This is a genomic window from Paenibacillus sp. (genome assembly GCF_048976745.1).
Taxonomy (GTDB): Bacteria; Bacillota; Bacilli; order Paenibacillales; family Paenibacillaceae; genus Paenibacillus.
This window is the reverse complement of sequence record NZ_JBHGUU010000004.1, coordinates 51,705-73,895: the sequence shown is the minus strand read 5'-3', so window position 1 is coordinate 73,895 and position 22,191 is coordinate 51,705. Positions and strand designations below refer to the sequence as shown.

Below are 22,191 nucleotides of genomic sequence, written 5' to 3'. Positions count from 1 at the left end.
CATGGAAGTAGGGGCTTTTCCACCCCCCTACTTACAAGTTATGCGCCGCCTCTTTAAAAATGCGTCCCCGCTCTTCATAGGAAGCAAACATGTCCCAACTTGCACATGCCGGGGATAACAAAACGACATCACCGGCACTGGCAAGCTTTGATGCTTCCTGCACAGCAACGGTTAACGTCCGGGCAGCGTCCTCCTCATTATCGACGACCTTAATTTGCTTTAATCCGGCAAGTTCCGCGACTTTGGCAATTTTCATCCGTGTTTCTCCAAGCGCAACGACAGCTTTTACCCGTTCCTGGAACAAGGGTAACAACTCCATCATGTCTGATCCGCGATCCAGCCCTCCAGCAATTAATACAACAGGCTCCTTGAACGAGTTCAGAGCCATGACCGTAGCCTTGGAATTGGTCGCTTTGGAGTTGTTGTAATACGCAGAGCCATTATGCTCTAGAACGTATTCAAGTCGGTGTTCAACCGCCTTGAAATCTGCAAGTGGATCAGCCAGCACTGCTGGATCAGCTCCTGCCGCTACGGCGATGGCTACAGCAGCCATTGCATTCTCCACATTGAATCGTCCAGCAATGCCAATGTTCTCGATGTCAATAATGGTGTGGTGATTTCCCTTTTCATCCGCGTAGATCATCTGACGCTTCACATCATCCTCTTCTCCATCCACATAAGAAGGATCTGCATATACACCTGTATCCAATTTCTCGGTCATCGAGAACGGTAGCAATCTGCCTTTAATATAAGGAACCAGTTCGCGACATACCGCATCATCCCAATTCAAAATAGCTACATCATCCGGTTGCTGATTGGCGAAGAGCTTGGCTTTGGAGGCTACATAGTCTTCCATTCCACCGTGATAGTCCAGATGTGTCTCTGTTACGTTAAGCAAGCACGCAATACGTGGACGGAACTCCACCGTTCCTTTGAGCTGGAAACTGCTGAGTTCAACAACCATCCAGTGATCTGGAAAAGCTTGCTCTGCCGCTTCACAGAGAGGTGTTCCAATATTACCGGCAACGATCGGCTTGAGGCCGGCATGCTCCAACATTTCCCCAACCCAAGTGGTCGTTGTTGTTTTGCCGTTGGAACCCGTAATGCCGATCATGGGCGCAGCACATAGATGATAAGCAACCTCTACTTCTGTTACCACTTCGATGCCCAACGCCAAAGCTTGCTGCACAGGAGCGGCATGGTATGGGATACCCGGGTTTTTGACGACCAGCTTCACATCACTGTGAATCAGATCATCCGGATGTCCTCCGCATACAACAGAAATTCCCAAAGCCTCCAATTCGGAAGCTTCGGGACATTGATCTCTCTCTTTTTTATCATTTACTGTAACCTTCGCTCCGGCGCGATCAAGCACTTTGGCGACTTGTACGCCGCTTTTGGCCAATCCGAGCACGACTACCTGTTGTCCGCGATATGATTCTGGATGGTTCATGATCTACAACCCCTTGTTGAGATAAAGTCCAAGAGCGGCCAAAATTGCGCCTACCGCCCAAAAGGTAATAACAACCCGCCATTCTGACCAACCGCTTAATTCAAAGTGATGGTGAATGGGGCTCATTTTGAATACACGCTTGCCACGAGTCTTAAATGATACCACTTGAATAATAACAGACAGGATCTCGATGACAAAAATACCGCCTATGATGACAAACAGAAGCTCCGTTTTGGTTACAATTGCTACCGCACCAATCGCACCGCCAATCCCCAGAGAACCTGTGTCTCCCATAAACACTTTGGCCGGATGTGCATTGTATACCAGAAAACCGAGCACGGCTCCGATCATCGCTGCTGCACACACTGCCGCCGGCATCGATGTGGCTTGCATCGCCACAATGGCAAACGCCCCAAAGGCAATCGCACTTACCCCTGACAGCAATCCATCCAGACCGTCGGTAAAGTTAACCGCATTGGTAATGGCAAGCATCATGAATACAACAAACGGATAATAGAACCAACCGGTCCAGTCAAACGAGAATGACGTACCTGGAATAGAGATGGCTGTGCTGTGTCCGTTCTGGATCAGCAAGAAACACATCACTGCACTGAAGAACAATTGGCCCAGCATTTTTTGTCTGGCCGTCAGTCCCAGCGAACGTTTGAACACAATTTTGATGTAATCATCCAGGAAGCCAATCAGCCCAAATCCCAGCGTAGCCACGAGCAAGACATAAAAGTCTGTATTCTTGACAGCCGAAAATTTCAAAAAGGCCAATGTGAACGCAACTAAAATGACGACTCCACCCATTGTAGGTGTTCCGCTTTTTTTCAAATGGCTCTGAGGCCCATCTTCCCTAACCTGTTGTCCGAATTTCATTCGGCGTAACAGGGGAATCAGGAGCGGTGCGGCAATCACCGCCAGAATAAATGAAACGCCGATTGTTAACAGTAATACCTGAAAATCCATGGGTTCACCCCTCTAGTCTACTCGATTCTGTAATGGTGCTATTTGTAGTGCTTCGACCACGTCCTCCAGCTTCATGCCCCTTGAGGCTTTGAACAAGACAACGTCTCTGGGATGTAATTTCTCCAGTAGATAACGGGTCATTTCTTCTTTATCTATAAAAGCATGCACAGCCTCTGCCGGCATATGCTTTCTTGCTCCTTCAGCAATATGCGCTGATAGCGGGCCATATACGAGCACCATGTCCATTTTGGCAGATGTAATATACTCACCAATTCCAAGATGCAGATCCTGCTCCTGAGGACCAAGTTCAAGCATATCACCAAGCACAGCCACTTTCATGCGATATCCTTTCAGACCTTCCAAGACATCGATTGCAGCCTTCATGGAGGTTGGACTTGCATTGTATGCATCATTCAACAGGGTTAGACCACTAACACCTTGAGTAACCTCAATACGCATGCCCGTCAGTTTCAATCGAGACAATCCCGCGGCAATTTGCTCCGTTGTCACTTTGAAATGACGGGCTACAGCCAAAGCAGCCAGACAGTTAACGACATTATGCGTTCCCAGCAGAGGTAGCGTAAATGCATGTTCTCCGGACTGTTTGGTGGTGAAAACTACTCCGTTCTGCGCATTCATAAGTCCAGTAGGATAGTCATCATTATCGGTTTGCAGGCCGAATGTAAACCGCTGCAACCCATCGGGTTGCTTCGTTGCGGGCTCTTCAAGGACTTGTGCAATTAAAGGCTCGTCTCCGTTGTAGATCAGTAAACCGCCAGTCTTCAATCCCGCGGCAATCTCAGCTTTGGCTCTGGCAATCTCCAGTCTGGACCCCAGCTGAAGCAGATGTGATTCACCGATATTGGTAATGATCGCTACATCAGGTTGAGCAATAACCGACAGATCGTTAATTTCCCCGCGACCACTCATACCCATTTCCAAAATAATAATCTCCGTATCCGGGTCCATACTTAACACAGTCAGTGGTAAACCAATGTGATTATTAAAGTTGCCTTGCGTCTTATGCACTTTGAACGTAGTCGAGAGAATGGCATCCACGATATCCTTCGTGGTTGTCTTGCCGTTACTGCCTGTAATGCCGACTACAGCCGCTTTATTCTCCGTTAGATAAGCAGATGCGAGTGCTTGCAGTGCGACAAGTGTGTCGTCAACAACAATGACAGCTCCTTGTGGCGGAATACCATGATCCTTTTGCCAGATCGCCCCTGCGGCACCCTTCTCTAGACAGGCTTGCACAAATTCGTGTCCGTCAAACCTTTCACCCACCAGCGGGATAAACAAACTGCCTTCCAGGGGTTTACGCGAATCGGTAAACACCCCTTCAACCATTACATTGCCATGAGCAGCAACGTCACTTAATGTTCCTCCACACATCTCGGCCAATTGTGCCAATGTTCTTTTTATCAATTGGATTTGCCCCTTATCGCTTCTTTGGCTATGATTCGGTCATCAAAATCGGTTTTGGTTGTGCCGATAATCTGATAGGTCTCGTGACCCTTGCCCGCAATCAATACTACATCGGCTGGGCTTGCCATTTCAATAGCTTCATGAATCGCCTGACGCCGATCCACAATCATCGTATAACGTTCAGCAGGAACGGATTCTTCAATCAAGCCTTGTTCAATGTCTTTGAGAATCAGATCCGGATCTTCTGTCCGAGGATTATCGGAAGTAACCAGTACAAAATCACTATACTTCGCAGCAATTTTCCCCATGAGAGGGCGTTTGGTACGGTCCCTGTCACCACCACAGCCAAACACGCAGATTACACGTCCTTCGGCAAATTCCTTCACCGTCCGAAGCACATTCTCCAGTCCATCCGGTGTATGGGCATAATCGACAATAACAGCAAATGGCTGTCCCTCGTCCACGCCTTCAACACGTCCATCCACGCCCGGAACCGTCTCCAGACTGCGCTTGATCTCTTCCAGCGGAATACCTTCCACCAGCGCTGCAGAGATAGCCGCCATTGCATTGTACACATTGAATTTACCTACCATGCGCAAGCGAATATCCGTGCTGCCCGCAAATGTATCCACGTGGAAAGAAGTTCCCTGAGAAGTGATTGAGATTTGGGATGCACGTACATCCACCTCTTCACCCATGCCATATGTAATCACTTCAGCAGCAGTCACAGAGATGAAATAAGCCGCAGCTGGATCATCTGCATTGATCACCGCGAATTTACGCTGTGAAGCATCTTTCGTATAGCCGTTACCCAGCCGTGCAAAGAACAATCCTTTGGCCCCCCGATATTCCTCCATGGAATGGTGGTAGTCCAGATGATCCTGCGTCAGGTTGGTGAATACCGCAGTACGGAAGTCCGTTCCCTTCACCCGTCCTTGTTCCAATGCGTGAGAAGAAACTTCCATAACACAGCAGTCCGTACCCTTTTGAACCATATCATGCAGACTACGCTGCAAATCAAGCGCTTCTGGTGTTGTTCCTGACATCGGGTAGGTGCGACCGTCGTATCGCATTTGAATAGTACCGATCAACCCCGTCTTGCGTCCATAATCACTCATGATTTTTTCAATCAAATAAGTGGTCGTCGTTTTACCGTTCGTTCCCGTTACACCAATCATATTCATCTTCTGGCTAGGCGAGTCAAAAAAGAAATCGGCCAGCACAGCCATGGCAAACCGGCTGTCCTTCACCAGCAATTGGGGTACAGGCAGATCAAGCTGCCGTTCAACCACCAATGCAACTGCACCTGCATTTACAGCTTTTTCTGCATAATCATGACCATCTACCGTATGTCCCGGAAGACAGATAAACAGATCACCCGGTTTTACCTGCCGGGAATCTGTCTGAAGGTTTTGGCATTCTGTATTTGGTTCGCCCACGAGGCGGGCGGTGGTCAGCATCGATGCAAATTGTTTTAAAAGCACATGAATAACCTCACTTTTCCAATTTTACTTCTGTTTTAACATATGTCTGTATTTATTAATATCGTCAATACAACCAAATAATGAAACGCACTTGGATGAATTTTGTTGCGGTTGAAGCCGAAATGGCTTCAGCGCTCCAGTTATTCATCCTTCGTGTGATCATGTGCATCGTTCAGTACATTCCCCATATAAATGCGAATGGTTGATCCCTGATCTACCCTTGCCCCAGGCTTGGGTGCCTGATTGATTACGTATTTACCACTGCCAGACTTTGCCAGCATGAAATTCATGTTCAGGTCTTCGTACAGATCTTCGACAGTAGCTCCAGTCAGGTCTGGGACTGTCACGATTTTGGTTTCACCATACTTGTATTCTTTGGCAACCTGATCCTTCCGAACAGGGACATTCATATAATGCAACGCATCCTCAAGGATGTTCTGCACAATCGGGGCGGCAACCACACCTCCGAACTGAATCCCTTTAGGATTATCCACTGCCGTATAGACTACAATCTGAGGGTCATCTGCCGGTGCAAATCCGATAAAGGATACGATATGCTCGGTCGAGGAATAACGTCCGTTGATAACCTTCTGGGCTGTACCCGTTTTGCCACCAACCCGGTATCCATCAATGAATGCCGGACGCCCGGTACCTTTTGCGACAACACTCTCGAGTGCTTCACGTACTTGCTTGGATGTATTCTCCGAGATCACCTGACGCACGAGCTCCGGCTTGGCTTCTTCCATGACTTCTCCCGTGACTGGATGGACCCACGCTTTCGTAACATACGGCTTGTAAAGTTTACCCCCATTGATGGCCGCTGACACAGCTGCTACTTGCTGAATGGGTGTTACCGATACACCTTGACCAAAAGCCGTCGTTGCAAGCTCAACAGGGCCCACTCTGGACAGTTTGAACAGAATTCCACTGGCTTCTCCGCTGAGGTCGATCCCTGTTTTGGTGCCAAAGCCAAAATCTTTAATATAGGAGAAGAGTGATTCTTTCCCCAACCTCTGCCCCAGAGCTACAAATCCCGGGTTACACGAGTTCTCCACTACTTGCAGGAAGGTCTGACTTCCGTGGCCGCCTTTTTTCCAGCAACGCAGACGGGCTCCACCCACCTCAACATATCCGGGATCAAAAAATTGATCCTGTTGCAGATTGACTTTTTTCTCTTCAAGCGCTGCTGCCAAAGTAATAATCTTAAATGTGGAGCCCGGCTCGTAGGTCATCCAGATCGGTAAATTCCGATTGTATATCTCCGCAGGATATTGCTGGTAATCGGCAGGTTCGTATCCCGGCCGGCTGGACATGCCCAAAATTTCACCTGTTTTGGGATTCATCGCTATGGCCAATGCTGAGTTCGCCTGGAATTTCACCATGGCCTGATCCAGTTCTCTTTCCATGATGGACTGAATGGATTTATCAATGGTCAGCTTGAGGTTAAGGCCGTCCTTCGGTTCCACATACTTCTCGGATGAGCCCGGCATGAGCCTTCCGGCCGCATCGGACAAGTAGGACACACTGCCATTCAGACCATTCAGCTTATCATCATATTTCTTCTCAACACCCGTTAAACCCTGATTATCAATGCCCGTAAAACCAAGAATATGGGCGGCCAAATCATCATAAGGATAAAAACGTTTATTGTCCTCAGCAACAACGATACCCGGAAGCTTCAAATCACGGATGCGCTGAGCTTTCTCCATCGTAATTTTGCGGCCGCCGGGTTGTAGTCGTACAATCAGTTCTCGTTTCTTGATGGTTGCCAGCACTTTTTCTTCCGTCATCCCAAGCAATGGGGCCAGCGCTTTAGCTGTCGTTTCAGCTTCTTTGACCTGAGCCGGAATGGCCATAATGGTCGGTGTCGTCACATTATAGGCCAGAGAGGTTCCATTTCGATCCAGGATCTCCCCTCGCTTGGCTGAGTAAGGAATATTACGCCGCCAGGATTCTTCTGCTTTGGCTGACAATTCAGGGCCTTTCCCGAGCTGTACATAAGCAAGCCTGATCACCAAGGCCGAAAATAACAAAACTAAAATCACTAAACTCCATAGTAACCTGCGCCGCAGATTTACGCTTGATCCCTTCACGAAAAGATCCCCCCACTCGTCCCAAAATCATGATCTCGTTCCATTCATGAATATTCAGGACAACCGGGGGTTAGAACAAGCTGTCAGAGCTCTCTAGGGGAGCGAGGTCCCATTTGTTGCTGGATCGTCAGAGGATTCGGATTCATTGGCAGCAGCCTTGTTGTTATCTTTTTCGTCTGTTCCGTCGGTGTTACCTTCGCCGCCCGAAGCCTCTTGTTCCTTCCCTTCAACTCCTGACGATGGACTAGAAGAGATTGGAGCCTCATCAGCTATACCTGTCACTGCAGCTTTAGCAGTCTGCAACTCCAACTGCACAGTTCTCTGCTCACCTGCGACCTGCTCGGTTTGCTTCACGACATAGCCCTCACCCTTGACCGTAACTCCCACTTTCATCAGAGAAAGGACTTCGAAGGCATCACGGAGTGATTCACCTGTTAGATCGGGAATCTTCATCTTGCTGCTTTCTTCCGTTAGCAGATAGATTCGTTGGCCTGGATTCATAGAGGCCCCAGCAACCGGATACTGCCGAATTACATTATCACCTTGACCAAGAGTCACATAAGCAATACCTGCGCTTAGAAGCTGGCTTCTGGCCTGTTTGGCTGTCTTGCCGCTCAGGTCAGGCGCCTTGGCTTGCACGACAGCGACTTCTTTTGACTTTTTGTCAGAAGTTTTGGCTGTATCTTTGGGTATTCCCATGTATTGAAGAGTTTGGCTGACAATCTTTTTGAATACCGGGGCAGCCGCGGTTCCTCCCCCAATGTTGGTTCCATCCGGTTGGTCAATGACAACAAGTATAGCAATCTTCGGATTATTGACCGGTGCAAATCCAATAAACGATACAACGTCCTTCGACTTGCTGTATTCTCCGTTAACGACCTTTCTTGCCGTACCCGTCTTACCAGCCACACGGTAACCTTCAATATAGGCGTTACGACCGGTTCCAATTGTTTGGTCTGCAACCACTTGTTCCAGATAACCACTCACGAGTTTGGAAGATTCCTTGGAAATCACCTGACGAACAACTTTGGGTTTGATCACTTCCGTTGTTCCATCATTCGGGTTCTTGATCTCCTTCACCAGATGTGGCTCCAACAATTTGCCTCCGTTGGCAATTGCAGAGATTGCTGCGACCTGTTGAATTGGTGTTACTTGTACAAGACCATGACCATAGGCAGCGGTAGCAATCTCGGATTTGTAAACCAGTGGCTTGATCGGTGACGCTGACTCATTCGGCAGATCAATACCCGTCTTTTTACCAAAACCGAATTCGTCTATGTAATGACGCAGACGTTCACCACCAAGCATGTTGTAACCCAAGTTAACAAAGGCAATGTTACTTGACCGTTTGACACCTTCGAGATAAGAGATCCAACCGTAGGCATGACCATTATCACTAATCGGGAAACCACCGATATAAATCCGTTTGGATTCAAAACTTGCATTGGGATCAAAGAGTTTCTCTTCAACAGCCCCTGCTAGCGTAACTATTTTGAATGTACTACCTGGCTCATAGATGGATTGGGTAGCATGATTGATAAAATTCTTTTGATCGGGTGTACTCCCATACGAATTGGGGTTAAAGGTTGGCCAGTTTGCCATCCCTAGAATCTCCATCGTATTCGGGTCCGCAGCAATAACTGTCATGCTCAGCGGATTATACTTCGCAACGGCTTCTTTCATTGCATCCTCGATGTAAAATTGGATCGTATCATCGATGGTCAGCGTAAGGTTTTTCCCGTTCTGAGGCGGCAGATAGTTATCCTGTGAACTCGGAAGTTTAATGCCTTTGGCATCCTTCTGATAATTCAGATAGCCATCTGTCCCAGTCAATGCCTCATCATATGAGACTTCAAGTCCATTGACAGCTTTCCCGTCACGGCTCATGTATCCCAAGACGTGAGATGCAAGGCTTTCTTCAGGGTAAAAACGCTTCGACTCTTGAGCCATGACAATTGCATTACGAGCCTTGTATTCTTCTTGTAATTCCTCACGCAGTTCGTTGACTTTTTCCGCAAGCTCAGGACTTATCTTATATCCTTCACTTCGTACTTCACGCTGCTGAAAAAACTTGCCCTTTGCATTCTTGGCTGTGACCAGTGCACGCATCTCACTCTCATTTTTCCCAAGAAGGGCTGAGAGCTTCTCCGTGACTACATCCTGAATCCCAAGTTCATTAATTAATAAAGGATTAACAGAAACCGTGTATGCAGGTGCGTCGGTAGCCAGAATGTTACCATTGCGGTCCGTCATCGTCCCACGTGCAGCCTTAATCGTCTGTTCACGCTCTACCAAACCGGCCGCCCGTTCCTGCCATACACCGCCATTCACAACTTGAATGAAAAAGATTCGGGTTACGAGTACAAGAAAAAAGAGGGTAATACATCCCCCTATAAGCAACGTGCGCATCTTTATTCTTTTTATCATCGGAACACCTCTTTATTTACTGCTTGATGTATTCGAGGACGATTCAGTACCTGTTGATTTCGTACTTGTTGAGCGAGGTACATAAATGACATCCTTACCGGAAGCCTCAACGTAACCAAGTTGTTTTGCATTTTCGATGACCTGGTTGTTCAATGTTTCTTTTTCCACTTGCAGGTCTGCAATCGTCTTCTCATACCCCTTGATATCCGAAATAGTAGACTGTGCCTGTTTGTTCAGATCATAGATATGAGCATAACGAGACATTAAGGCTCCACCAACAAGGATCACTGCAACCACGGTAATCAGATACAAAATCTTCTCACGTGCCGGAAGACCCGTACGACGGGTCACCACTTTGGTGGTTTCTTTGTATCGTTGCTGGGTCACACGTTCCTGGGACGCTTTTTCTTTTACAGCGAGATTACCACGTGTATATGCCATACTCCGATTCTCTCCTCCACTCTTGATCTACAATTTCTCGGCTACGCGCAGCTTGGCTGAACGAGCACGTGAATTCTCGGCCAATTCCGTTTCCGTTGGAATCAGCGGTTTTCTGTTCACTAAACGCAAGGTACCCTTGCCGCCGCATACACACAACGGAAAATCGGGTGGACATGTACATTTTTCCAGATAACTGCTGAAAATCTGTTTACATATCCGATCCTCAAGGGAGTGGAAGGTAATAACAGATACACGTCCTCCTGGTGCCAGACAACGGACAGCCTGATGCAAGCCCTCTTCAAAAGCACCCAACTCATCGTTAACGGCAATGCGTAATGCCTGGAAGCTGCGTTTGGCAGGATGTCCACCCGTACGGCGAGCTGCTGCCGGGATGCCTTCCTTGATCAGTTCCACGAGTTCACCTGTCGTCTCAATGGCAGATTGTGCTCGTTTTCCGATGATAACCCGAGCAATTCTTCTCGAAAACTTCTCTTCACCATAACGATACAAAATTCGAGCAATCTCTTCTTCCGGCCACTCATTCACAATCTCTTTGGCCGTCAGCATTGCATCCTGATCCATTCGCATATCGAGCGGAGCATCGTGATTGTAGCTGAACCCACGTTCTCCTTCATCAAATTGCGGAGATGACACACCCAAGTCGTACAAAATACCGTCGACCTGTGGGACACCATCCTTCATTGGTACATCCAGATCCTTAAGTACCTGTTCCAGATCTCGAAAATTGGTTTTCACCAATGTTACACGTTCTCCATAGGCAGCGAGCTTCTCGCGCGCATTATCCAAAGCCCAATCATCCTGATCAAGTGCGATCAGACGTCCCCCTGGACCAAGCTTGGACGCAATCACGGAGCTATGTCCGCCACCGCCTAAAGTGCAGTCCACGTATATACCGTCCTGCTTGATGTTTAATCCCTCTGTTGCCTCTTCTTTGAGTACGGTTATGTGGTGAAACAACCTGCACCCCTCCTGACTTTATAAATCAAAATTAAAATCGACCAGCTTTTCGGCAATGTCGTTGAATGCTTCTTCGGATTGATTGAAATAACTCTCCCATATGCCTTTGCTCCAAATCTCCACCCGGTTCGACACGCCAAGAACAACACAATCCTTGTCCAGCTTGGCATACTCTCTTAAATTCCCCGGCAGATTTACCCTGCCCTGTTTGTCCAGTTCACATTCGGTTGCACCCGAGAAAAAAAACCGGGTAAACGCACGTGCATCAGATTTCATCAATGGCAGTGCTTTGAGCTTCTGTTCCATGACCCCCCACTCCTCCATGGGGTACACGAAAAGACACTGGTCCAAACCCCGTGTGACAACGAAAGACGGTCCCAGAGATTCGCGGAATTTGGCCGGTATGATAACCCGACCCTTATCATCAATGCTATGTTGGAACTCCCCCATAAACATTGGCCCACTCACTCCTCACCCGTTTCTCCCACTTTGCCCCACTTTCCACCACCTAAGCATAATAGATTCGCACAAAAAAATCAAAACCCTTCTTGCAATACTTGATTTTTTAATTTTTCAGCATAAAAAAACGTCTTTGATCCTGTCACTCAGGATCAAAGACGTTTCCCGCAAACGGGCATTCGTATGTCTACCCGCACATGAGCCGTATCATCAATAAACCATTCTATACCTTTTGAATCATTTCATCCGCTTGTAATTATTGGATAAAACTTAAAATTTCCAGCTATCCAGATATTTTTCTTGCTCAGCTGACAAAGAGTCGATACCAATGTTCAAACTTTCAAGTTTATAGCTGGCAACCTGTTGGTCAATATCATAAGGTACATTAACAACGTTTTTACCCAGCTCAGCATAGTTCTCACTCACATAACGCAGACCGAGTGCCTGAAGAGCAAACGTTGTATCCATGATTTCGGCAGGGTGACCATCTGCTGCACCCAGGTTCACAAGACGACCTTCTGCAAGAAGGTACATTTTACGACCATCTTTGAAACGATACTCCTCAATGTTACGACGAACTGTGCGAATCGATTCCGAACGTTTAGCCAGTTCAGGTTTATTCACTTCAACATCAAAGTGTCCTGCATTACTCAGGATGGCTCCGTCTTTCATCACATCGTAATGTTCACCCGTGATAACATCCTTATTGCCTGTAACTGCGATAAAGAAATCACCCAGTTTGGCGGCTTCCACCATCGTCATGACCCGGAATCCGTCCATGTGTGCTTCTACCGCTTTGATTGGATCGATCTCGGTTACGATCACATTTGCTCCAAGACCTTTGGCGCGCATCGCTACCCCTTTACCACACCAGCCATAACCTGCTACCACTACGTTTTTACCAGCGATAACCAGGTTAGTTGTACGAATAATTCCGTCAAATGCAGATTGTCCTGTACCGTAGCGATTATCGAACAGATACTTGCAGTATGCGTCATTAACCGCAACCATTGGAAACTTCAATTGGCCTTCTTTCGCTAATGCTTTCAAACGAATAATACCCGTTGTCGTTTCTTCTGCTCCGCCGCGAATTGTTGCTGCGAGGTCAGGGCGCTCGGATGCAATAATGGTTGCAAAGTCTCCACCATCATCAATAATGAGATCAGGTTTCACCTCAAGTGCACGAAGTTGCAGTGATTTGAACTCCGCAGGTTCCGGATTGTACTTCGCATACACGGTAACGCCGTCTTCCACTAATGCTGCGCAGACATCATCTTGTGTAGACAATGGGTTACTGTGCGTAATGGTTACTTCCGCCCCACCCGCTTGGATCACTTTTGCCAAGTAAGCTGTTTTCGCTTCCAGATGAAGACAAATGGCAACCTTCAAACCTTTGAAAGGCAGGTCCTGTTCGAACTGGCGACGAATGCGGTTTAATACCGGCATATGTGCCTCTACCCAGTCAATTTTCAGATGACCCTCTGAAGCGAGTCCCATATCTTTAACAATACTGTTTTGCAATGCAGGTGTAGTCATTCCATATCCTCCTCGTTTATGTGTTTCTTCTATTATAAAGGGCTCTATAGTGAAATAACCTTGTGCTCTCCAAGGAATTCGCTTGAGGCCTTAATCAGTTCATCGATCCACCCGGTGCCATAACGATTCAGGTAAAAGAGTGCATTATGTACTCGTTCCTGTGGTTTGCCCGTTGGAAATAAGGAGTTCTGAATGCCGTTCCAGTGCCTTAGACTCACATTATGTTTATCTTCGATGGCTTTGTGAGTCTGCTGTTTCAGATATTGCATTTGCTCGTTGATTTTACCCAAATTGGTATCGCCAATTCGTTCCAGCCCCGGATGAATCTCCGCGATCTCATCTAGCAATGGTCCATACAGATCAAGAAACGCTTCCTGAACCTTGTCAAACTGTTCATCTACCTGGAACGTCTCCTGTTGTGCGAGCCACTGTTCCTTCTTTTCTTCCATATGATATTGAACATCCTGAAAAGAAAGTCCATATTGTCTCATATGTTTGTGATGAATATCTTCCATAATGGTGAAGGACAACCGCGGTAACAAAATGGGCATTTGCAGTCCGAACTGACGAAATGCTTCTCGAGTCAAACCCCAATATGCAATTTCACCTTGCCCCAAAATAACAGCGGCTACAGGTAGCACAGAATCTTGCATTAATGGTCGTGTCAATACGTTGTTACTGAAACGCTCCGGATGTTCTTCCAGTTCCTGAAGCAAACGTTCCTCTGTGAAAGAAACCAGACCTTTGCGGTCGGTATACAAGCCATCCTTCAGCGTTAACAGCAAACGCGCGCCTCCATGGATATAGAACAGATTGGCTCCATCCTCCGCCACTTCGGCAGGCATAGCATAACCAGCTTGTTGTACCAACGAAGCTCCTTGTAAATAAGCGTTACGCAACATTTCATTACTACGGATCAACCGTTCAAAAACGGGCTGTTCCAACCTGCGTAATTCTGGATCTGATGCATCCATCAGAACAAGTCCACTGCTCGCAAACAAGGCAGATATCATGCGGGCAAATGCATCACTCAGATTCGAACTGGATTGATGAATCTCTGTGATACATTTCATCAATCCTGGTTTATGTATCGTATCAGGTAACAGCTGTTCAACCTGTTCGAGTACATTTATCCACTGCTGCGTATCCACATGAACATTACTCACAGAATCCCTTCCTGCGAATCGTCCTTGTAACTTGACCTTCTTCATGTCTCCCTGATGATCAGGCAGATACGTATGGTTAACCTCATCCCAGTCATGATCTTCACCGGCAATCCAGAATACGGGGACTACCGGGCGTTGAAGTCTTTCTTCCGCTTCACGCGCAGCTGCCACAACGCTGGCTGCTTTGTATATGACGAACAGTGGTCCGGTGAGCAGACCGCTCTGCTGTCCTCCTGTAACCACAAGTGCATCTTGTTCTGCTAGACGTGTGATGGACGCATGAACCTCTCCATGGTCGTTCACGCGCTTGTTATATATACGTAAATACTCTGCCAGATCACGACGATCAATACGTGTGTTTTCCGATTGGTCCAGCCATTCGGCACGCGCCTGAAGTCCTGATTCCCAGCGAATGTCATACTCGTAAAGGCCACGCGCAGCATCTCTTGAACAGATATAATCTTCTGCAAGTCTTGATCCGCTGCGGAGTGCCTCGGTAATACCGTTCATGAGGTCTGCCTCCTATTCTGCTTCAAAGAGCCTTTCTTGATTGTACCGAATTCAAGGCCGCTTCGTCAAAAGAAAGTGATCAAAAATACGAAAAAACCGCCGAACGAGTCGGCGGCAATTAATACATCAATAATAGCATATCGCTTTAATATTCCTATTATACGTAAGGTTCTGCAACCCAGTGACCTTTGGAAACCTCAATCAATTGAGCATTTTCCAGGTTGTATGGATCATTTGCAGGCCCACCAGATCCATTCTGAATCGGGCTCATATGCTCTTCCGGAAGCAAAATGCGACGTTTGTTCGCTTCGACTTCCGGATCAGGTACAGGGATCGCTGAAAGCAATGTTTTGGTGTAAGGGTGGACAGGGTTTGCATACAGTTCTTCACTTTCTGCAAGCTCTACCACTTTACCCATGTACATTACAGCAACACGGTCACTGATATGTTTAACCATCGACAGGTCATGCGCAATAAACAGGTATGTCAAGCCGAGACGTTGCTGAAGTTCTTCAAGCAATTTAACGACCTGCGCCTGAATGGATACATCCAGTGCAGACAATGGCTCATCACAGATGATGAATTTAGGGTCTACAGCCAGTGCACGTGCAATCCCGATCCGTTGTCTTTGACCACCTGAGAATTCATGTGGATATCGAAGTGCATGACTCGGATTCAAACCTACGAGATCAAGCAACTCTTCCACTCGTCTCTTGCGCTCTTTAGAGCTGGAAGCCAAACCGTGAATATCCAGGGATTCCCCGATAATATCCATTACGTTGAAACGCGGGTTAAGGGATGCATATGGATCTTGGAAGATCATTTGCATATCTTTACGCATTTCTTTCATTTTGCGCGGGGACAACTTGTAGATATCCGTTCCGTTGAAGTTAACATTTCCGCCAGTTGGCTCATAAAGACGCAGAATGGTACGACCTGTTGTAGATTTACCACAACCGGACTCACCTACAACGCCAAGTGTTTCTCCTTCAAAGATATCAAAACTTACGTCATTAACCGCTTTAAGAATGTTACCTTTACCAAGATTAAAGTACTGTTTCAAGTTTTTCACTTGTACCAGAGGTTTGTTACTTCCTTTGATAATCCCAGCGGGAGCTGGTTTTTCCTTTTTGGGCTCGTCCAGACGAGGCAAAGCGTTCAGCAATTTAATCGTATATGGATGTTGAGGGTTACTAAAGATTTCAGCAGTTGTTCCTGTTTCAACAACTTCGCCTTCCTTCATAACAACAACACGGTCACACATACCCGCCACTACACCAAGGTCATGCGTTATCAGCATGATTGATGTTCCAAGCTTTTGCTGCATATCTTTCATTACATCCAGAATTTGAGCCTGGATTGTAACGTCAAGTGCAGTTGTCGGCTCATCCGCAATTAGAAGGGATGGACGACATGCAAGGGCGATCGCAATCATGGCACGCTGACGCATACCACCAGAGAATTGGTGTGGGTAATGATTCATGCGGATAGCCGCATTTTTGATTCCTACAAGTTCAAGCATTTCCAAAGCAGCTTTATCCGCGGCTTGTTTGGACATGTTTTGGTGCTTGCGCAATACTTCGGTAATTTGTTTACCAATCTTGATGGTAGGATTCAAAGAAGTCATCGGATCTTGGAAGATCATACCGATATCTTTACCACGAATCGATTCCATTTGTTTGTCTGTTTTATTCAGCAGGTCTTGCCCGTGAAAAGTAATTTCTCCGCTTTTGACCTTCGAAGGCGGGGAGGGAATCAATTTCATGATGGTTTGGGCGGTAACACTCTTACCACTACCGGATTCACCTACGATCCCCAGCGTCTCTCCTTTGCCAATTTCAAAACTCACATTTTTAACGGCATCAAATTCACCAGAGCGCGTTGAAAATGACACGCTCAAGTCCTTGACTGTTAAAATCGGCTCCATAATCCCACCTCCTATTTCTATTTACGTAATTTCGGATCAAGCGCGTCGCGCAAACCGTCACCGAGCAAGTTAAATGCAAGCATAGTCAGTACCATCAGACCTGCCGGGAACCACATCCGCCAAGGATACAGCGTCCAGCCTGTGAGAGCGTCATTAATCATGGATCCCAGGGACGATCTCGGTGCAGATACACCAAGTCCGAGGAAGCTCAGAAACGCCTCAGCAAAGATCGCGTTAGGAATAGACAATGTCAACGTTACGATAATCGGACCAACTGCATTTGGCAACAAGTGACGGAACAATTGACGTCCGGTGCTTGCACCCATGGAGCGGGCCGCGAGAATGAAGTCTCTGTTTTTGAGTTGCATAATCTCACCACGTACAATCCACGACATACTGATCCAGCCTGTAATGGTGAGGGCAATGATGATGGTTGTCAGACTTGGTTCCAACACAACCAGCAACAAGATAACAACGAGCATGTAAGGCAGGGAATACAGAATTTCGGAGAACTTGTTCATGATACCATCAACACGTCCACCATAGTAACCCATAATTGCACCATAGATTACACCAATAATAAGGTCAATCAGAGCCGCTGCCAAACCTACAGTAAGGGATACACGAGCACCAACCCACGTTCTTACCCATACATCACGGCCAAGTTCATCCGTACCGAACCAATGATCGGCACTAGGTGCAGCGTTAGCGTTCATCAAATCATTGGAATAATAATTATAACTTGAAAACAAAGAAGTTGGACCAATCAAAGCGAAAATCACGACAAGAACCAACACACTCAGACTAATCATTGCAGCCTTATTGGTTGCAAGTCTGTACATGGCATCTTTAAAAAGGGATACACTTTCTTGCGGTTTAACCGCTGCCTGACTAGTCAGGTTAGTGTTCGCCGTTTCATTCTTTTTATTATTCGTGCCAGACAACGTTATGCCCCCTTCCGGCTTTCCAGCTTAATTCTAGGATCAATTAGTACATAAGCGATATCCGTCAGGAAGCGTGCCAACATAAGGAGGATACCATAGAAAATCGTGATTCCCATGATCATGGTATAATCCCGGTTAGTGATGCTTTCTACGAAAACTTTACCAATTCCCCCGATGTTAAAGATCTGTTCAATAACAACGGAACCTGTGATGATGTTTGCTGTCATTGGACCAACATAAGTTACTACTGGCAAAATACCATTTCGTACAACGTGTTTAAACATAATGGCTGGCCACTTCAAACCTTTAGCCTTAGCCGTTTTGATATAATCTGCATGCAAAACTTCCAGCATGCTGGAACGAGTCAAACGTGCAATAAAGGCAATAGGTGATGCAGACAACGCTGCAACAGGGAGCACATAGTCAAGTGGTCCGTCGAAGCCCATAACGTTGAACCATCCTAATTTGAAAGCAAAAACATATTGCAATAAGGACGCAAGCAAGAAGCTCGGGACAGCAATACCTATGACAGCGACAACCATGGTGACATCATCAATCAATTTGCGGTGATAAACTGCTGCGAGAAGACCCAACAATACACCAACAATAATGGAGATGAGGATTGCAAAGATTCCAAGCTTCAGTGAAGCTGTGAATGTTTGGGTAATCATGTCCGTTACGTCTTGATTCAGATACCTCATTGAAACGCCGAAATCCCCTTTAAGGATTCCACCCATATACTTCAGGTATTGTTCATACATCGGTTTATCCAAACCGTACTTAACTTCTAAAAGTGCACGAATTTCTGGCGATAGTTTCTTTTCTGCTGTAAACGGGTCACCAGGAATGGCCTTCATCAAGAAGAAAGTCAGCGATGCGAGTATGAAAAGCGATAGCAGCATAAATAGTAGTTTTTTCAACACATACTTAACCAACCCTTGCACACCTCCACAAACAATATTTTGTATACAAATCGATTGTAGAATTAGACAGAAATAAAGTCCAATCCATTTATCGGAAATTTCAAGAATTATAAGGAAAATCGGTGCACATACAAAAAAATCGGGATATATATGGAATTCCACATATATATCCCGAAGTAATCATATTAGACTTCAGAACAACTTATTTCTCTTCCAGATATGCACGAGTGAAGTCAATAGCTCCACTGAAATCAAGTTGTACGCCTTTCAGGTAAGGCTTAGTCAAAGATACGTTAGTGTAGTAATAGATCGGCATAACTCCCATTTCATCTTGAATCAGGATTTTCTCAGCGTCAGCAAATGCAGCCATACGTGCAGCTGGATCAGCAGATTTTACAGTTTCTTTAACATCTTTGTCATACTGTTCGTTGCTGAATTTGGAATCATTGTTTGTGTTTCCAGTAGTCCACATTTCCAAGAAGTTGTATGGATCGTTGTAGTCAGCAGACCAACCTGCACGAGCTACTTGGAAGTTTTGGTTTTGACGGTTCTCAAGGAATACGCCCCACTCTTGGTTTTCTGTTTTCACATCAACACCAAGATTTTGTTTCCACATGTCAGCAATCGCCAAAGCGATTTTTGCGTGCCCATCACTAGTGTTGTAGATCAAAGTAACAGCTGGCAATGTTGTGTAACCTTCTTCTTTCATACCTTCAGCAAGCAATGCTTTAGCTTCGTCCACATTTTCAGTGAAGTAATCGTCTTTGTGCTCATCACGGAATTCGCCGTTTTCACCACGGATACCTGGAGGTACAAAGCCGAATGCTGGAATTTGTCCACCTTGTGTTACTTTGTCAACAATAAGCTGACGTTGAATTGCCATTGCAAATGCTTTACGGATTTTAACGTTGTTAAATGGAGCTTCATTTACGTTGAACTGGTAGTAGTACGTACTTGCAATACCAGTAGCTTTGAACTCGTCCGGCAATTCCGCTTTTACAGAAGGAATTTGGTCGGATGGAATTTCACCGTTAGGTGCACCAGTGTAGTCCAATTGTCCTGATTTGTAAGCTTGCAGTTCGGAAGCACTGCTGTTTGTCAGAGACATATCGATTTGAGCCAATTTGATGTCAGCAGCTGCATGGTAACCATCATTTTTCTTCACAACAATTTTTTGACCTTTAGCGTATTGATCCATTACAAATGGTCCGTTAACGATCATGTTTTTGTAGTCTGTGAAGAATTTGTCATTTGTATCAGCAGATGCATGTACTGGGTAGTACGTGTAGAATGCTGTCAGACCCAAGAAGTAAGGTGTTGGGTTTTCCAACGTTACTTCAAGCGTGTGCTCATCAGTAGCTTTAACGCCTACTTGTGAGAAATCTGTGATTTTAGTACCCTTGTATGTTTCGTCTTTGCTGAGGTTGTAACCTTCAGCGCCTTTGATGTAGTACAATTGGTATGCATAAGGGGAAGCTGTTTCCGGTTTCAAAGCACGTTCCCAAGAACGAACAAAGTCTTCGGCAGTGATTGCATCACCATTGCTCCATTTAGCATCCGGATTCAGGTTGAAAACATATTTCAAACCATCTTCGGAGATTGTCCAGTCTTTAGCAACACCTGGAGCTTCTTTACCATCAGCATCGATGCGTACAAGACCTTCATACAAGAATTTCAGAACTGTGTTGGTTTGGCTGTCTTTTGCTTGAGCCGGGTCCAACGTAGGAGGTTCAGCTGACAGGTTGATTTTCAGGATTTGATCTTTAGCAAGACCATTTCCTTCGCTTGCAGAACCAGTATCGGTGTTACCTGTGCCTTCGTTTTTCGATCCGCACGCTGCAAGTACGGTACCGAACGCCAAAATCAGCGTCAAAAGGACTAATAGACTTTTCCTTTTCATCTAACACGTTCCCCCTAAATTGATATGGTTTATATGTTTATAGATTATACAACCACCGGTCAAAAAAATCTACATTACTTTTTCAGAAAGTAATGTTTTTTTCAGTTTTCGACAAAATCGACACATTTTTCAGCCCTTTTGCGTTATGTATCCTCACATCTGCTGCATGAAGTATCTAATTAATCCAAATAAAGTAAACAAAATATACCCGAAACTCATGATTACAAAAGCCATGCGCCAAACGGCCCGGAACATTCTACCCCCATCGACCTTCCCCTTTAGTCGATTTTGCGCTCCTCCGATGAATCCAAGTGCTAGTAGTATGAGTAATAATGTCAGATAAAAACCAAAATTCGAATCAAATGTTAAGTTGAATAACGCCGATACTGAAAAAACAAGAAAAAAGGTGGTTACATCCATTGCCATCCGCATGGCGTTCCGTTTGTCTTTTTTCCATACGTACATCCCCCAATAGACAAGAAAGAACGGAAAAAAGGGCAATATGCTCAACACGATAAAAAGTCCCATTAATTCACTCCTTCCGGTTGCATTCCTTCAATCAGATGAAGCAGTATTTCATGTGTAGGTACAACAAGGCCTAACTTTCGTGCCATCCTTACAATGTGACCGTTAATTGATCCCACTTCTGTACCACGCCCAGCGAGAACATCTGCAAGCATGGAGGAAGTGTTCGTGGCAGTAGAACGGCAGACTGATATCAGTTGATCCCACATATCCTGATCCAAACATATCCCACGCTCAGAGTAAACTAACAATACTTCATCATATAATTGCCGCATTAGCCTCTTGCGTTCTTCCGTGATGAACAATTCTCCATTAGGGATGCGCCATAGCGCTGTAAGCGGGTTAATGACTGCATTAATCAACAGTTTCCTGTATATCAGCTTATCGATTTCATTCGACACTGTACAGTCAAATCCTGCCTGCTGCAATAATCCCGCCAGAGTAAATGTTTTCTTCTCTTCTATAGAGATAGAAGCAGCTATGTTGTACCTTCCCAACCTGGTTTCACCCGCACCTGCACGAGTCACCTCAAGCTGTGTACGCTTAGCACCTTCTGTTGTAATCGCACTACACAGAAGTGCCTTTGGCATAGCTGCTTGAAGTTTTTCCAGATGGCCCATCCCATTTTGAAAACAAGCGATACTCAGCATATAATCTTGTAATGGACTAATCTCATGAATAAAATCATCAATGCCTGTCTGCTTAACCATGAGCAGTAACCAGTCTCCAGGCGTTTTCTTCCATGTGTCAGCCAGGTCACTTATTGGTTTGGCCAGTATTTGATCCGGTAGAATATGTATCTCCACGTCTCGTTCCAAAATGGTTACACCATCATGGCTGAGGAGGTCTGCTTGAGCAGTTGTTCTAGTCCAAAATCTGACCTGGTTACCTGCCATAAGCAGTTTCCCGCCAAACAAAAGACCCAGTGCCCCTGCTCCTACGATGTCTATGATCATATGATGCACTCCTATCCGCTTCAGTAGTTGCACTTCTCTTATCTATAATAGAACAAAAACACCAAACTA

At 46.0% G+C, this 22,191-nt stretch carries 17 protein-coding genes; all 17 read right to left on the bottom strand.

All coding sequences use genetic code 11. The annotated features are described in order from the left end of the window. Nucleotides 1–31: 31 nt before the first annotated feature. On the bottom strand, nt 32–1,453 hold the full coding sequence (murD, locus tag ACE3K2_RS01235) for a UDP-N-acetylmuramoyl-L-alanine--D-glutamate ligase (protein WP_421885793.1): 1,422 nt from the start codon (nt 1,451–1,453) through the stop codon (nt 32–34). Between the two features lie 3 nt (nt 1,454–1,456). Continuing rightward, nucleotides 1,457–2,425, bottom strand: coding sequence for a phospho-N-acetylmuramoyl-pentapeptide-transferase (gene mraY / locus ACE3K2_RS01230; RefSeq protein WP_047843751.1), 969 nt, complete (start codon nt 2,423–2,425; stop codon nt 1,457–1,459). 12 nt (nt 2,426–2,437) lie between these two features. Next, nucleotides 2,438–3,850 carry a UDP-N-acetylmuramoyl-tripeptide--D-alanyl-D-alanine ligase gene (locus ACE3K2_RS01225; protein WP_421886840.1) on the bottom strand — a complete coding sequence of 471 codons (1,413 nt, stop codon included), beginning with the start codon at nt 3,848–3,850 and terminating at the stop codon, nt 2,438–2,440. Next, nucleotides 3,850–5,337, bottom strand: a complete 1,488-nt coding sequence (locus tag ACE3K2_RS01220; protein ID WP_421885790.1) for a UDP-N-acetylmuramoyl-L-alanyl-D-glutamate--2,6-diaminopimelate ligase — start codon at nt 5,335–5,337, stop codon at nt 3,850–3,852. The genes ACE3K2_RS01225 and ACE3K2_RS01220 overlap by 1 nt, the downstream gene beginning before the upstream one ends. A 140-nt stretch (nt 5,338–5,477) precedes the next feature. After that, entirely contained in the window at nt 5,478–7,430 is a 1,953-nt protein-coding gene (locus ACE3K2_RS01215) for a stage V sporulation protein D (protein ID WP_421885788.1), read from the bottom strand. 93 nt (nt 7,431–7,523) lie between these two features. Continuing rightward, entirely contained in the window at nt 7,524–9,857 is a 2,334-nt protein-coding gene (locus tag ACE3K2_RS01210) for a penicillin-binding transpeptidase domain-containing protein (RefSeq protein ID WP_421885786.1), read from the bottom strand. Between the two features lie 12 nt (nt 9,858–9,869). Further along, on the bottom strand, nt 9,870–10,298 hold the full coding sequence (locus ACE3K2_RS01205; protein ID WP_421885782.1) for a hypothetical protein: 429 nt from the start codon (nt 10,296–10,298) through the stop codon (nt 9,870–9,872). 27 nt (nt 10,299–10,325) lie between these two features. Next, complete coding sequence (rsmH, locus tag ACE3K2_RS01200; protein WP_421885779.1) at nt 10,326–11,276, bottom strand: 16S rRNA (cytosine(1402)-N(4))-methyltransferase RsmH; 951 nt, start codon at nt 11,274–11,276, stop codon at nt 10,326–10,328. Between the two features lie 18 nt (nt 11,277–11,294). Further along, nucleotides 11,295–11,732, bottom strand: coding sequence for a division/cell wall cluster transcriptional repressor MraZ (gene mraZ / locus ACE3K2_RS01195; protein WP_017687291.1), 438 nt, complete (start codon nt 11,730–11,732; stop codon nt 11,295–11,297). A 273-nt stretch (nt 11,733–12,005) separates the two neighbouring features. Then, a complete protein-coding gene (locus tag ACE3K2_RS01190; protein ID WP_145323188.1) occupies nt 12,006–13,271 on the bottom strand; it encodes an adenosylhomocysteinase in 1,266 nt (421 codons plus the stop codon). Nucleotides 13,272–13,315: 44 nt separating this feature from the next. Next, nucleotides 13,316–14,947 (bottom strand): bacillithiol biosynthesis cysteine-adding enzyme BshC, encoded by a 1,632-nt coding sequence (gene bshC, locus ACE3K2_RS01185; RefSeq protein ID WP_421885775.1) that lies wholly within the window; start codon nt 14,945–14,947, stop codon nt 13,316–13,318. Nucleotides 14,948–15,104: 157 nt separating this feature from the next. Next, the gene (locus tag ACE3K2_RS01180; RefSeq protein ID WP_421885772.1) at nt 15,105–16,874 is read right to left on the bottom strand and encodes a dipeptide ABC transporter ATP-binding protein; all 1,770 of its coding nucleotides are present in this window, start codon (nt 16,872–16,874) and stop codon (nt 15,105–15,107) included. A 17-nt stretch (nt 16,875–16,891) separates the two neighbouring features. Further along, nucleotides 16,892–17,773, bottom strand: a complete 882-nt coding sequence (locus tag ACE3K2_RS01175) for an ABC transporter permease (protein WP_421886837.1) — start codon at nt 17,771–17,773, stop codon at nt 16,892–16,894. Nucleotides 17,774–17,820: 47 nt separating this feature from the next. Continuing rightward, entirely contained in the window at nt 17,821–18,753 is a 933-nt protein-coding gene (locus tag ACE3K2_RS01170; protein WP_100527052.1) for an ABC transporter permease, read from the bottom strand. Nucleotides 18,754–18,943: 190 nt separating this feature from the next. Then, the gene (locus tag ACE3K2_RS01165) at nt 18,944–20,641 is read right to left on the bottom strand and encodes a peptide ABC transporter substrate-binding protein (RefSeq protein ID WP_421885769.1); all 1,698 of its coding nucleotides are present in this window, start codon (nt 20,639–20,641) and stop codon (nt 18,944–18,946) included. A 153-nt stretch (nt 20,642–20,794) separates the two neighbouring features. After that, nucleotides 20,795–21,169, bottom strand: coding sequence for a DUF3397 domain-containing protein (locus tag ACE3K2_RS01160; RefSeq protein ID WP_421885766.1), 375 nt, complete (start codon nt 21,167–21,169; stop codon nt 20,795–20,797). Continuing rightward, a complete protein-coding gene (locus ACE3K2_RS01155) occupies nt 21,169–22,122 on the bottom strand; it encodes a ketopantoate reductase family protein (RefSeq protein ID WP_421885763.1) in 954 nt (317 codons plus the stop codon). The genes ACE3K2_RS01160 and ACE3K2_RS01155 overlap by 1 nt, the downstream gene beginning before the upstream one ends. Nucleotides 22,123–22,191 lie beyond the last annotated feature (69 nt).